Below are 14560 nucleotides of genomic sequence, written 5' to 3' on the forward strand. Positions count from 1 at the left end.
ATGGCAATGCACATTATATCGGTAAGCACGTTGAAGGCGTTCTGGGAGGAATACCCAGACGCCGAAGCGGCTTTGCGGGCATGGCATAGCGAACTGAAAAAGGCAACTTATCAGACGCCGAATGAAGTAATTCGAGATTACCCATCTGCAGATACGGTTAAAAACAATCGTATTGTCTTTAACATCTGCCATAACAAGTACCGGTTGGTAGTTGTGTTTCGCTATAAGTTGAAGCGGGTGTATATTCGGTTTGTCGGTACGCACAAAGCGTATGACGCCATAGAAGATATTTCAACCATCTGACACTCATGAGCATCAAGCCAATAAAGAATGAGGCTGATTACAGAGAGGCATTGAGCCGGATCGATAAGCTTATTGATTGCCCGGATGGTAGCGAGCAGGCCGACGAGTTGGAAGTATTGTCGATTCTGGTAGAGAACTATGAGAATGAACATTATCCGATTGCTCCACCTGATCCCATCGACGCAATCCAGTTTCGGATGGAGCAGACAGGAATGTCAGAAACAGAAATTGCTGCGTACTTGGGCGATATCAAAACAACCAGGGCTGTGCTGAGCCGGGTACAGCCACTGACGTTGGATATGATCAAAAAACTGTACCAGCAGTTACACATACCCGCCGAGAGTTTGTTGGCTTATTGACGGTATAATCCAAGCGCATCAAGTATAAGAAACTGGCGTACTAGCGAATCTCACTACGACATCGGTTGTGAACAAACTGGCAACGTACCTACGCACGCATCGCTGGCCGACGATCGCGCTGGGTACGTTGCTTTTTTTGTGGCTGCTGGACCGGGTTTTTCCGCCGCCCCTTCAGTTGCCTTACTCGACGATCGTGACGGCGGCCGACGGTACGCCGCTCCACGCGTTTCTGAGCCGCGACGATAAATGGCGACTGTATGCCACGCTCGACGAGATTACGCCCCGGATGCAACAGACGATTCTGCAAAAAGAAGATCGCTGGTTTCGCTGGCATTGGGGCGTCAATCCGGTGTCGATGGTGCGGGCGGCCGGGCGTAACCTGCTGTCGGGCAAACGCACGTCGGGCGCGTCGACGATCACCATGCAGGTGGTACGATTGCTGGAACCCCGCCCCCGAACGTATGGGAGCAAGCTCATTGAAATCGGGCGGGCGCTGCAACTGGAGGCGCATCTGTCGAAAGACGAAATCCTGCAACTGTACCTGAATCTGGTGCCCTATGGCGGCAACGTGGAGGGGATCAAATCGGCGTCGCTGCTGTACTTCGGCAAACCGCCGCAGCTGCTGAGCCTGGCCGAAATTACTACGCTGGCGATCATTCCCAACCGGCCGTCGAGTTTGCGACTCGGCGAGCAAAACGCGGCGATCGTGCAGGCCCGCAATAGTTGGTTGCGCCGGTTTGCGAAGGCAGGTACGTTCGAGCCGTCGGTAATCAACGATGCGCTGGCTGAACCACTGAGAGCCCATCGCCAGCCCGCCCCCAATCTGGCCCCGCACCTGAGCCTGCGCCTACGCGCCGAACAGCCCCACGTGCCCATCATACGGTCAACGATAAAACCGGCGGTGCAAACGGCGGCGGAACGGCTGGTTCGTCAATATGTCGACCGCGTCAAAGGGCAGAACATCCACAACGCGGCGGTGCTGGTGATCAATAATCAGACGGGCGCGGTAGAAGCCTATGTCGGGTCGGCCGATTTCGGAAACACGTTCGATGGGGGGCAGGTCGATGGCGTGCGGGCAGTGCGGTCGCCGGGAAGCGCGCTAAAACCGCTGCTCTATGCGCTGGCCTTCGATAAAGGGCTGATTACGCCCAAAGCCAAGCTGGCCGACGTGCCGACCAATTTTGGTAGCTACGAGCCCGACAACTACGACCGGCATTTCAACGGCCCCGTCACGGCGGAGTTCGCGCTGGCCAACTCGCTTAATATTCCCGCCGTCAAATTACTCCGCGATGTGTCGACGCCGGTGTTTGTGGCCAAGCTGCGCGAGGCTGGTTTCCGAACGGTACAGAAGCAGGCCGACGACCTGGGGCTGTCGATGATTCTGGGCGGCTGTGGCGTAACGCTCGAAGAGCTAACCAGCGCGTACACGGCCTTCGCAGCTCCCCAAACAACCAACGGCTCGTTGCGCCGCTTGCGGTACACCAGTCAATCGACACAGGACAAGGCTGAAGAGGATGACACGCCGGTAACAGAACGGCTCTTTTCGCCCGAAGCGGCTTTTCTAGTCACCAACACGCTGACGCAGCTCACCCGCCCCGACCTGCCCAATAATTTCGATAACAGCTACCGCCTGCCGCGCATCGCCTGGAAAACGGGTACGTCGTATGGGCGGCGCGATGCCTGGAGTATCGGCTATAACCGTCGTTATACCGTCGGTGTTTGGGTCGGTAATTTTTCGGGTGTGGGGGTGCCCGAACTGAGTGGGGCCAACACCGCTACGCCCTTGCTGTTTCAGGTGTTCAATGCCATCGACTACAACGCCCCAGCGGGCTGGTTTCGGCCACCCGTTGGTGGTAAACTGGCCCTGCGGCAGGTATGCCCTGAAAGCGGCGATATTCCCCGTGTGGATGCGCCCGAACGTACCTGCGTGGGGCGGGCGGTCGATTATTACATCATGGGCGTATCGCGGTCGAGCCCGTGTCAGCATCAGACGGTGGTCTGGACCAACGCCGCCGGAACGGTTTCATATTGTACGTATTGCCGACCTACAGGTGGCGACTCGCTTAGCCGGACTGTGGCGCGGTTGTACCCCAATCTGGCACCGGAGGTATTGGCCTGGTACGCGGCTAGCCACCGGCCCTACGCAGCTATTCCGCCACATAATCCGGCCTGTACGCGGGTATTTGGGCAGGGTGCACCGCCTAGCATCACCAGCCTCAACGCGGGGAGCGAGTACTTTATCGACCCGAAGAGCCCCGCGGATCTGGCGCTGACCTGCCAGACGGCCAACGACGTGCAGCAAGTGTATTGGTATCTGAATGACCGATTGCTGCGCGCCGCCAAACCCACCGAAACAATCTTCTTCCGACCTACGCCAGGTACGTTAGTTGTCTCCTGTGCCGACGACAAAGGCCGGGTGAGCAAGGTGCGGGTGCTGATCAAGCGTGGGTAGGGATGTGATCGAGCGCCGTTGCCCAACGGCTGCTGTCTGACGCGCGGCTTCCTTTTTCCGCTATTTCTTTACGTCCTTTGCGATAAACTTAGCGCCTTTGCGGTTTCTAAAGCACATGGCTTACTTCGAGGACATACGCGACGGCATCAAAACGACCTGGAAAGGCCTGAGTCTGACGCTGCGTCACCTGCGCGCCGCTACCCGCCGTCGGCAACCCCTGGGCGTTGAGGGGAACAACTATTTTGAGCAGGCAACCGGCCTCGTGACGGTACAATACCCGCACGAAAAGCTACCCATTCCCGATAATGGACGCTACCGGCTGCACAACGAGATGGATGATTGCATTGTCTGCGACAAATGCGCCAAAATCTGTCCCGTCGACTGCATCACCATCGACCCCATCAAAGCAACCGGGGAAGTGGGCCGGGCCTCCGACGGATCACCCATCCGGCTCTACGCGGCCAAATTCGACATCGATATGGCCAAGTGCTGCTACTGCGGCCTGTGTACAGTAGTCTGCCCGACGGAGTGCCTGACGATGGAGAAAACCTTCGACTACAGTACCTACGAACTCTCGCAGCTCAACTACGCCTTCGCCAACCTGACACCCGAACAGGCCGACGAAAAACGGGCGCTGTATGAGCAGTACATGCAGGAAAAAGAGGCTGCCAAGGCGGTGAAACCCGTGGCGCCCGTAGCCGAGCCAACGGCAGAGACCCCGGCCAAACCCGCCGCCAGACCAGCGTTCCGGCCTGGTATGAAACCGGCTCCCAAACCCGCTGCCGAAACGCCCACACCGGCTCCCGTTGCCGACGTGCCCAACGTACCTGAGGCGACCAGCCAACCGGTTGAACCCGCCACTCCGCCAACGGCCGATACTCCGGCAAAACCACGGCCTGTTTTCCGGCCCGGCATGAAGCCGAAGCCCGCCGCTGAGGCAGCTACGCCGGCTCCTGTGCCTGTCGATCCGGTGGCTGAAACGCCCGCGCCCGCTACTGAAGGAGCTCCGAAACCGAAGCCTGCCTTCCGGCCCACTATGAAACCTCCGGTTGTCAAACCGGCGCCGGTTGACGAAACGCCCGTGGCCGATGCCACACCGGCCGAAGCGGAAGCCATCGCCATGCAGGACGTAGCCGAGCAGCCGGGCGTAACGGAACCCATCGCCGAAGCTGAAGCACTCCCCGCACCCAAGCCGCGCCCGGCGTTCAAGCCAACGATGAAACCCGCCGCTAAATCGGTTACGGCAGAGCCAGCTACACCGCAACCGGCTGCGCCTACGCCTGAGCCGGCTGCCGACACACCGGGCGCAGTGCCATCGACCGACGTACCTGCAAAGCCGAAACCCGCCTTCCGGCCGACGATGAAGCCCGCGGCTCCGAAACCCGACGCGGACGTCACGCCCCCTGCTGACCCCACACCCCCGGCCTCGCCCGCCGCCGAAGCGCCATCGACCGACTCCCCGACGCCTAAACCAAAGCCTGCGTTTCGGCCCACCATGAAGCCAAAGCAGTAATACCCGCATGGACCTAACGGCTATCGTCTTTTTTCTGTTTATCGCCCTCACCCTCGGTGGTGCCGCCACGGTGCTGCTCACGCGCAACGTTCTGTACGCCGCCTATTCACTGTTACTGGCGCTGATCGGCGTCGCCGGTCTGTTCGTGTTTGCCAGTGCCGATTTTCTGGCCGTGTCGCAACTGGTGATCTACGTGGGTGGCGTGCTCGTGCTGGTGCTGTTTGGCGTCATGCTGACCAACAAACCCGTGCGGTCCTCGTCGGCGGAGACCGACGCGCCCAGCGAACGGCCCAATTCCATCCTCACCGAAATTCGGCAACCCTGGCTGGCGCTGGCGCTGGCGAGTGGGTTATTCTGGGGGCTGTTTCGCCTGCTGGCCAGTGCCCATTTTGTCATGTTCGAGCGACCACTGCCCGCCGCTACGACCAGTATCGACACCATCGGGCGGCAACTTATGACCGAATACCTGCTGCCCTTCGAAATCATCAGCATCCTGTTGCTGGTGGCGCTGGTGGGGGCCGGTTTTCTGGCGAAAAAACGGTAAACGATGCAACCTCACTACGCTGGTTATCTGATTCTTACGGCGGCGGCTCTGTTTAGCATGGGGCTGGCCGTCGTGCTGACCAAACGGCACGCGGTGGTCGTGCTCATGGGGATTGAGCTGATGCTCAACGCCGTCAACCTAAACCTCGTCGCGTTTAGTCAATACGACCCCGACCGGCTTCAGGGGCAGCTGTTCTCGCTGTTTGTGATGGTAGTCGCGGCGGCCGAAGCGGCCGTGGCGCTGGCGCTCATCATCCAGGTGTACCGCCACGCTCGCACCGTTCAACTCGATGAACTGAATGAATTGAAGAATTAGTCATTCATTGTCATTAGGCTTCACTGTCATTGGTTGTCATTGATTGCTTTTTACGATGAATGCCTACGAATGACCATCAATGACGGCGAAGCCTAATGACCATTACCAATGACCCATCTATTTGAACCGCTGATTGACGGTATTCTGGAAAAAGGATATGGCGTGGTCGATGAGTTTCTGACGCCCGACGAAGTAACGTACCTGCGGCAGCGGCTGCACGAACGGCATCGGGCGGGCGAGTTTCGCGAGGCGGGCATTGGCCGGGCGGCGGAAAAGAACGGACAGGCCACGGTCGAAAAGCAAATTCGGGGCGACGAAATTGTCTGGCTCGATCTGGCGACGGCTACACCCGAAGAAGCGGCCTTTCTGAACCGGATGCAGCAATTTATCGACTACCTGAATCAGACCTGCTACCTCGGCCTCCGCGATTATGAACTCCACTACGCCCGCTATCCGGTGGGTACGTTCTACCGCCGCCACCTCGACCGGTTCCGCACCGACTCGAAGCGCAAGCTGTCGGTGATCACGTACCTGAACGATAACTGGCAACCCACCGACGGCGGTCAACTCGCCGTATACGTACCACAACCCGAACGCGGCACCGAGCAAACTGTATCGATCGACCCCGTTGGAGGTCGCCTTGTCTGCTTCGACAGCGGCCTGCTCGAACATGAAGTGCTGCCCGCCACCCGCGACCGGCTAAGCATAACCGGTTGGCTGAGAACGGCTTGATCCGGTGCCGATGGGTAGGCTTGTCGACGTAAACGAACGTAAAAAAGAGCCGCCCGAACGTTCGTCAACCCACTACACGAAAGCAAAACGGATAGGAAATCCCGGTTTGTTTTACGCCCCGCTTAGCCGGATATTTGCGGCCAACTTGACGTACCGCCTGCTGTGCCCGATCGCTTACCCACCGCGTTATTGATTAGCCTCTTGAGCTTACCCCTGCTGGGTTTTGTCGCCCTGTTCCGGGTGGGTGCGTCGCGTTGGGCGGGGTGGGTCGCTGCCGGGCTGACCAGTATAGGGTTGCTGATGGCAACGTACCTGACTCTGACGGTTACGCAGCCGCTGGCCTGGCAGACCGATTGGGTACACCTCGCCGATAAAGCCATTCCCCTAAAATTTCAACTCGATAGCCTCGGCCGGCTGATGCTCGTGCTCGTGCACCTGGTGGCGCTGCTCGTGCAACTGTACTCCCTCGAATACCTGCACGACGAACCCCGGCTCGGTCGCTATTTTGCGTATCTACAACTCTTTGTGGGGGCCATGCTGGGGATTATTCTGGCTGGTAACCTGCTGATTCTGTACGGCTTCTGGGAATTGGTGGGCCTGGCTTCGTTCCTGCTGATCGGCTTCTGGTATGACCGACCTGCGGCTGCCGCAGCGGCGAAAAAAGCCTTTCTGACGAACCGGGTGGGCGACGCTGCCTTTCTGCTCGGTATCCTGATGACGTATCGGCAAACGGATTCGTTTGCCTTTGCCGACGCGCCATTGACCACCGGGGCGGGTATCTGCCTGTTTATGGGCTGCGTGGCTAAATCGGCGCAATTTCCGCTCCTGACCTGGCTCCCCGACGCCATGGAAGGCCCCACGCCCGTGTCGGCCCTGTTACACGCCGCCACGATGGTTGCGGCGGGCATATTCCTGCTCGCCCGTATCCACCCCATGCTTTCACCCGACGCCCTGCTGGTAGTGACGATCGTGGGTACGTTGACGACATTGTGGGCGGGCTTTTCGGCCTTGTACCAGACCGACATCAAACGCGTGCTGGCCTTCTCGACGGTCTCGCAGCTAGGCCTGATGGTGGCGGCGATGGGCACGGGCAACGTGGGCGGGGCGCTGTTCCACCTGCTGACCCACGCCTTTTTCAAAGCGGCGCTGTTTTTGGCGGCGGGCAGCGTGATTCATGCCGTACACACGCAGGATATGCGCCAGATGGGCGGACTGCGGCGCGCCTTGCCATTTACCTTCATAACGTACCTGCTGGCGGCGGCGGCATTGGCTGGTGTACCGCTGCTGTCGGGTTTTCTATCGAAAGAAGTCATTCTGGGCGGGGCGGTTGGCTGGGCGGCCGAGCGCGGCGGAGCGGCTAGTATCGTTCCGGTGGCGCTGCTGGCTTCATCGGCGCTAACGGCCCTATATATGGCTCGTCAGGTGCGGCTCATCTTCTTCGGCGAAACGTCGGTTGATCCGCATCAAACCCCGCACGAACCGGGCTGGCTCATGCGCGGGCCGGTTTTACTGCTGGTTGTGCTGTCGGTGGGGTTCTGGTTTTCGCTCAACCCGATCGCCGCGCATCACAGCTGGTTGCTCGCCAGCCTGAACAGCCTGCCCCGCGCGGGCGGGGTACCTACGCTGCCCGAAGGCCCCGCCTGGCTCGGCTGGCTGTCGGCCGGGCTGGTTGGACTGGGAGGCTGGCTGGGGTTCCGGTTGCGCGACCCGGCGCCGACGCATGCGCTGGTGCAGGCATCGGTATACTATGGTTACCTCGATCAGCTGTACGATCGGTGGGTGATTGGCCCGGTTCAGTGGTTGGCTTCGCTGCTCTACCGCACCGATCAGCGCGTGGTCGATGGCGTTGTCAATGGCGTGGGAATCGGCACCGTACTGCTGGCGCATCTGGCGCGTTTTTTCGACCGATTTGGTATCGACGGGCTGGTCAACGGCGCGGGTCGGCTGGCGCAGAACCTCGGCGGCCTCACCCGTTCCATGCAGAGCGGACGCGTGCAAACCTACATCGCGACGGCTGTTGCCGTGGTGGTACTGCTACTTTTGTGGATGATATGAAACGAGTGCACAAGCGAAAAGCCTGGTCGCTGTAACCGCTTCCGCAGCGATTCCCCGACCGACGACCTTTCCGCTTCACACTCATCCGGTTATGTTACTTTCTCTACTGATCTTTTTGCCGATTGCGGCGGCGCTGGTAGCCGCGCTGGTTCCCGAACGCCTCCCGTTCCTGCGTTGGCTGACGGTGGCTGTGCTGGCGGTTGAGGTGCTGCTGGCGGGCCTGGTCTACGCCCAGTTCGATGCCACCAACCCGGCCTATCAGCAACTGGAACAAGCCGACTGGATCACCCTGCCGCTGGGCAATCTGGGCAGTATCTCGATCGACTACCTCATCGGTATTGACGGCATAAGCCTGCCGCTGGTGCTGCTGACGGCCATCATCATGCTGGTGGGGGTCATTTCGTCGTGGCAGATTACCAAACGGCCCAACGCTTACTTTTCGCTCTATCTGCTGCTGACGGGCACCATTATGGGCTGCTTTGTGGCGCTCGATTTCTTTCTGTTCTTCCTCTTTTTCGAGTTCATGCTCCTGCCGATGTACTTCCTCATCGGCTTGTGGGGAGGTCCCCGGCGCGAATACGCCTCCATCAAATTTTTCCTGTATACGCTGGCCGGGTCCGTGCTGATTCTGCTGGTGATGATCGGGCTGTCGCTGTCGGTGATCGACCCCGTAGCGACAGCGCTGGCAGCTGGCCTGATCGACAGCCCGGCCGACATGACCGCCGATGTGCTGGCTCTGATTCAGCAGCAACTGGCAACGGGACAACTCGACCCGGCTCAACTCGTCCACACGTTCGACTGGCGGTATATGGCCGACGGCCGCAATTACCTGCCTAATGCCTTGCTCAGTGGACTGAACGACGTGTTCGTCGGCAACGTACCCGTACGTACCTGGGCCTTCTGGGCTGTTTTCCTGGGCTTTGCCATCAAATTACCCATCGTGCCGGTGCACACCTGGTTGCCCGATGCGCACGTCGAAGCGCCCACGCCGGTATCGGTGGTGCTGGCGGGGGTATTGCTCAAAATTGGTGGTTACGGCCTGATTCGAGTGGTGTGGGGCTTTTTCCCGGATGCTGCCTCACAACATACGGTGGTGCTGGCGGGCCTCGGTGCGCTTAGCATTGTATACGGTGGCCTCAACGCACTGGCGCAATATGATCTGAAGAAAATGATTGCCTATTCGTCGGTATCGCACATGGGCTTTGTGCTGCTGGGGATTGCCTCGACTACCGGCGAGGGAGTCAACGGAGCCGTTTACCAGATGGTCAGCCACGGCGTGCTGTCGGCCATGCTCTTTTTGCTGACGGGCGTTCTATACGACCGGACGCACGACCGACGCATCGACTCGTATCGCGGACTAATGACGCCCATGCCGCAATATGCCACCCTCACGGCTGTTGCCTTCTTTGCGTCGCTGGGGTTGCCGGGCTTCTCGGGGTTTGTGGGCGAACTGTTTACGCTCATGGGCAGCTATCAGTCGCCCTACATACCGGGCTGGATCACGGCCCTGTCGACGCTCGGTATCGTGCTGGCGGCGGCGTATTTCCTCTGGACGTTGCAGCGTATGTTTTTCGGGCCGGTCTGGGTACGTGCCCACAGCGCCGACGTACCCGAAAACAGCCCGCACATCCTGGCCGACCTGGACTCGCGCGAACGGCTGATGCTCATTCCGTTGGGGGCTCTGGCGCTGCTACTGGGGTTGTTTCCGAACTGGGTGTTCTCGTTGAGCCACGCCGCGGTGGCCCAATGGCTACTTAAATTTGCGGTTGACTGACCAGCGGCGGTTGGCAGTGTAGGGCATCCAGCGGCCCGAGTCGGCCAAACGAAGCTCCATCCGCACGTTGGCACGCGAATAGGGGCTGGGCGCGAGCGGAATATGTACGAAGCCCAGGCTTTCATAAATGTGGATGGCCGATTTGAGCGCCGTGTTGGCTTCGAGCCAGAGACGGCGTGCCCCCTGCCGCCGGGCGTGTTCGATGGCGGCTTCGCACAGGCGCCGCCCCATGCCGATTGCCCGCCACGATTGAGAGACCGCCAGTTTAACGAGTTCATACTCACCCGGTCCTGAGTAGACGAGGCCTACCGTCCCCACAATCAAGCCCTCATATTCGGCCAGCAGAATGGTGCCGCCGTTGGCGAGGATATAGGTTTCGGGTTGCTCCAATTGTTCCAGATCGTGCGCTTCCAGCGGAAACGTTTCCGATATGGCTTCAGCGTTGATGCGCTTAAAATCAGCTTTGTGAAGAGGCTGGTAGCTGACAATGCGGTTCATGGTGATACGTGTTTCAGAATTAGCGCACAACAGCGAGCTAATGAGGCTTTTTTGGGTACTATTCTGGATAGACCGACGTAACGAAAGATGGTCACCGTTAAATACACATGTATGTATTTTGTCACTCGAAATAACTTATTTGAGCCACTTTTTGGTTAAATAACGGGCTGATTATGAGTTATTTTTGATGAAATGCCTCTTACTAGTTTTCGGAAAAATACTTAGTTGAACAAATGGTCATAGCTGGTAAAACAAGGCCCCTTTTTCAGGGTCATATTGGCGATTTGAACTTGATATTCTGGCGAAACCCGAATCGGTAACAATGCCTGACCGACCGTACACCACCTTTGTCTATACCTTTGCGCCTCTATGTTGCCAACCCTTCTGCTTATCGACGACGAACCCCGCCTGCGCCAGTTGTTGGCCCGCATGCTGCAACTGGAAGGTTACACCGTGCTGGAGGCCGAAACAGGCCGCGCGGGGTTACACATTCTCGAACGGGAACCCGTGCACGCTGTGCTTTGCGATGTGAAACTGCCCGATGGTAGCGGTATTGCCTTCACCGAGCAGATCAAACAAACGTACCCGGCCACCGAGGTGATCGTGCTGACGGCCTACGGCACCATTGCCGACGGCGTGACGGCCATCAAAAACGGTGCGTTTGACTATATCACGAAAGGCGACGACAACGACCGTATTCTGCCCCTAGTGAGTCGGGCGGTCGAGAAAGCGCAGTTGCAATTCCGGATTCGGGAGCTGGAAGAGAAAGTGGCGCAGCGGTACGGCTTCGAGCGCATCGTGGGTACGTCCCGAGCCATTCGGCAGGCGATCGAGCTGGCCCGCAAAGTGGCCGTAACCGACACGACGGTGCTGTTGATGGGTGAAACCGGTACGGGCAAAGAAGTCTTTGCGCAGGCGATTCATCAGGCCAGTCGGCGGGCGTCAGGTACGTTCGTGGCGATCAATTGCGGCGCGCTGAGCAAAGACATTCTCGAAAGTGAACTCTTTGGCCACCGCGCCGGGGCGTTCACCGGGGCCAGTCGCGACCAGAAAGGCTTGTTTGCCGAGGCGCATAAAGGCACGCTGTTTCTCGACGAAATCGGCGAGATGCCCCTCGACCTACAGGCCAAATTGCTCCGTGTGCTCGAAACGCACGAGTTTCTGCGGGTGGGCGATACCAAACCTACTAAGGTCGATGTGCGCGTGATTGCGGCCACCAACCGGGGACTGGAACAGGAAGCCAACGCGGGCCACTTCCGGCTCGATCTCTATTACCGGCTGTCGGTGTTCAGAATCGACCTGCCGCCCCTCCGCGACCGCCCCGCCGACATTCCCGATCTGGCGCTGCGTTTCGCACAAGAGTCGGCCGCCAAGCTGGGCAAACGCGACATTCGGTTGGGCGACGCCTTTGTGCAGAAACTGCAACAGCATAGTTGGAAAGGCAATATCCGCGAACTGAAGAACGTGATTGAGCGCGCCGTAATCCTCTCGGACACCAATGTGCTGGACGCCGACGTACTCCCCGCCGACATGCAGTCAGGTACGTTCGATGCGGCGGCGATGGACCTGGCCTCGGTTGAGAAAGGGCATATCGGGCGGGTGCTGCGCCATGTCAACGGCCACAAACCCGAAGCCGCCCGCCTCCTCGGCATCGGCCTGACCACCCTCTACCGCAAAATGGCGGAGTATGGGATTGGATAAGCGTTGACTCAAAAGGTGTACTGCCTGAACACGAAAAAGCGTCAGTAGACGGTTAAACACTCGTCACCATGTTCAGGCCATCCAGGGGTTCGTCTACTTCGCCCTTGCCTTTTACGCGCCGTAGCCGGATGGAGTTGGCGGGGTTCACAACCAGCGGAATTTGTTCAGTGGCCACGTTCTGGCTGTCGAGGCCGTAGGCTCGTTCGTCGGCGAGGCTGATGCGTTTCAGGGCGAAATAGCCGTTCATGATGAACGTTTCGAGCAGGCTCAGATCGTTTTCGTACGACAGGAACCGGTTGATGACGATGAACCGGAAATCGCCGATTGCGTTGGGGTTTGGTTTTAGTGGCCGGTACTTGGGCTTAATCGTGACCTCGTGGCAGCGCACCATCTCTTCCACCACTTTCCGGAACAGCAAATTGATGCGCGGCTGCACCCGGAAGCCCAGCTTGAAGGTGATACGCACCACGTCTTCGGGTTCCAGAATATCGACCACGTACTCAGTCGTGTAGGGCTCGTCAACCAGCTCGATGTGGATAAGCCAGTACACGTCGGCGCGTTTGGGCATGCCTTCCAGAATCGAATCGAGGATATGCTCCTCAACGAGCTGATGCTGCGGTGAGGCGGTCAGGTACACCAGGTTGGTGGCATATTTGGGTACGTCGGCATCGTTGCTCAGTTGCCGCAGGATGGGCAGGTGATCGCGCAGGCTTACAAACTGCGTGAGGCGACGTTTAATGCGGCTGCCGTTGTACCAGACCAGCATCACGGTCAGCATAATCGAGCCCAGCAACAGCGATACCCAACCGCCATGCGTGAATTTCCGCAGGTTGGCCACCAGAAAACCGCCTTCGATGAAGAAGTAGATCAACAGTAACGCCACGACAATCAGACCATTTACCCGCTTTTTGGCGTACAGGTACATGCCCAGCAATACCGTCGTGGTCAGCATAGTCAGGTTTACCGACAGGCCAAACGCCGCCTCCATGTTTTTCGATTCGCGGAAGTAAAGCACCACGGTGATACAGCCCGCCATTAGCAGCCAGTTGAACGCCGGAATATAGACCTGTCCCCGCGCATTGGAGGGAAAGACAATCCGCATTTTGGGCAGCAGCGTGAGCCGGAACGCCTCAGACACGAGCGTAAACGTACCGCTGATGAGCGCCTGCGACGCGATGATGGTCGCCAGCGTGGCGATACCGATACTGGGCAGCATGAACCAGTCGGGTACCAGCCCGAAAAACGAATTCAACGTACCCAGCGGCTTACCCAAATGGTTGAGCAGCCAGGCCGCCTGACCGAGATAGCAGAGGATAAGACAGATTTTGACGTAAAACCACGACACCTGCACGTTGCGCCGCCCCACATGCCCCATGTCGGAGTAGAGCGCCTCGGCCCCGGTCGAGCAGAGGAACACGCCCCCCAGCAGCCAGAAGCCTTCGGGGTAGTTGACGATCATGTTGTAGGCATAAACCGGGTTGAGCGCCCGCACCACGTCGGGGTGCTGCACCACCTGCACGGCGCCCATCAGCCCGATCATCGTAAACCAGATGGCCATAATGGGGCCAAAGGCTTTGCCTAGCTTGTCGGTGCCGGCCTGTTGTGCCACAAAGAGAATCACGATGATGGTGATGACAATCGGCACCGTGGGCAGGTCGGGATACAGCGGCAGCAGGCCCTCGATGGCCGACGACACCGAGATGGGCGGGGTAATGATGCTGTCGGCGATCAGAAAACTACCGCCCGCGATGGCCGGGAATAGGAGCCATTTGGCATAACGCCGGATGAGTGTATACAGGGAGAAAATGCCGCCCTCGCCGTTGTTGTCGGCGCGCAGTGTAAGCAGCACGTATTTGAGCGTGGTCTGAAAGGTCAGCGTCCAGAAAATGGCCGATACGCCACCGAGTGCCAGCGTTTCATCAACCACGCGCTCTTCGATGATGGCCCGGTAGGTATACAGCGGCGACGTGCCGATATCGCCAAAAACAATCCCGACGGCGACCAGCAGGCCTGCCGCCGTCATGCGGTCAATGTTGTGGTGAGAGTGGTTACTCATTCGGAGGAATGTAAACAGAAAGCCGTGGCGGCTGCCACTTGACTGCTAATAAACCGGTTTTGCCCTGACTGTTCTACCAAAATGGAAAAACAGCTTTTTCATTTTGAAAAAAGGAAGCAACGTACCCAGCCCGTCCGGTTGAAAGTGTGCGAGTTAAGTAATTGATAATTAGTGGATTGTTCTGATGGCTGGCGGTTTCTTGAAAAGATGGACCCCTTTTTGGCATAAGGTGTTCGCAACCAAATCAACCAGTATATC

At 58.5% G+C, this 14560-nt stretch carries 12 protein-coding genes; 10 read left to right on the forward strand and 2 right to left on the reverse strand.

What is annotated here, in order from left to right:
• From ACAW74_RS14050 to ACAW74_RS14090, 9 genes are all read left to right on the forward strand, one after another.
• Entirely contained in the window at positions 1–303 is a 303-nt protein-coding gene (locus ACAW74_RS14050) for a type II toxin-antitoxin system HigB family toxin (protein WP_370698838.1), read from the forward strand.
• A 5-nt stretch (positions 304–308) separates the two neighbouring features.
• Positions 309–662: a helix-turn-helix domain-containing protein gene (locus tag ACAW74_RS14055; RefSeq protein ID WP_370698839.1), complete on the forward strand. Its 354-nt coding sequence runs from the start codon at positions 309–311 to the stop codon at positions 660–662.
• Positions 663–729: 67 nt separating this feature from the next.
• Positions 730–3114: a penicillin-binding protein 1C gene (gene pbpC, locus ACAW74_RS14060; protein WP_502918612.1), complete on the forward strand. Its 2385-nt coding sequence runs from the start codon at positions 730–732 to the stop codon at positions 3112–3114.
• A 115-nt stretch (positions 3115–3229) separates the two neighbouring features.
• Positions 3230–4627, forward strand: a complete 1398-nt coding sequence (locus ACAW74_RS14065) for a 4Fe-4S dicluster domain-containing protein (RefSeq protein ID WP_370698840.1) — start codon at positions 3230–3232, stop codon at positions 4625–4627.
• Between the two features lie 7 nt (positions 4628–4634).
• On the forward strand, positions 4635–5171 hold the full coding sequence (locus tag ACAW74_RS14070) for an NADH-quinone oxidoreductase subunit J family protein (RefSeq protein ID WP_370698841.1): 537 nt from the start codon (positions 4635–4637) through the stop codon (positions 5169–5171).
• A 3-nt stretch (positions 5172–5174) separates the two neighbouring features.
• Positions 5175–5486, forward strand: coding sequence for an NADH-quinone oxidoreductase subunit NuoK (gene nuoK / locus ACAW74_RS14075; protein WP_370698842.1), 312 nt, complete (start codon positions 5175–5177; stop codon positions 5484–5486).
• A 108-nt stretch (positions 5487–5594) separates the two neighbouring features.
• Entirely contained in the window at positions 5595–6218 is a 624-nt protein-coding gene (locus ACAW74_RS14080) for a 2OG-Fe(II) oxygenase (protein WP_370698843.1), read from the forward strand.
• Between the two features lie 162 nt (positions 6219–6380).
• Positions 6381–8273: an NADH-quinone oxidoreductase subunit 5 family protein gene (locus ACAW74_RS14085; protein WP_370698844.1), complete on the forward strand. Its 1893-nt coding sequence runs from the start codon at positions 6381–6383 to the stop codon at positions 8271–8273.
• 91 nt (positions 8274–8364) lie between these two features.
• Positions 8365–10047, forward strand: a complete 1683-nt coding sequence (locus ACAW74_RS14090) for a complex I subunit 4 family protein (protein WP_370698845.1) — start codon at positions 8365–8367, stop codon at positions 10045–10047.
• Here ACAW74_RS14090 and ACAW74_RS14095 read toward each other — a convergent pair.
• Positions 10024–10545, reverse strand: coding sequence for a GNAT family N-acetyltransferase (locus tag ACAW74_RS14095; protein WP_370698846.1), 522 nt, complete (start codon positions 10543–10545; stop codon positions 10024–10026). The genes ACAW74_RS14090 and ACAW74_RS14095 overlap by 24 nt on opposite strands.
• Positions 10546–10914: 369 nt before the next feature.
• On the opposite strand from ACAW74_RS14095, the gene ACAW74_RS14100 reads away from it, so the two are divergent.
• Positions 10915–12246: a sigma-54-dependent transcriptional regulator gene (locus ACAW74_RS14100; RefSeq protein WP_370698847.1), complete on the forward strand. Its 1332-nt coding sequence runs from the start codon at positions 10915–10917 to the stop codon at positions 12244–12246.
• A 52-nt stretch (positions 12247–12298) separates the two neighbouring features.
• Here the strand turns inward: ACAW74_RS14100 and ACAW74_RS14105 are convergent, their stop codons facing one another.
• Positions 12299–14302, reverse strand: a complete 2004-nt coding sequence (locus tag ACAW74_RS14105) for a KUP/HAK/KT family potassium transporter (RefSeq protein WP_370698848.1) — start codon at positions 14300–14302, stop codon at positions 12299–12301.
• Positions 14303–14560: the final 258 nt, after the last annotated feature.

The sequence above is a fragment of the Fibrella musci genome (genome assembly GCF_041321105.1).
Taxonomy (GTDB): Bacteria; Bacteroidota; Bacteroidia; order Cytophagales; family Spirosomataceae; genus Fibrella; species Fibrella musci.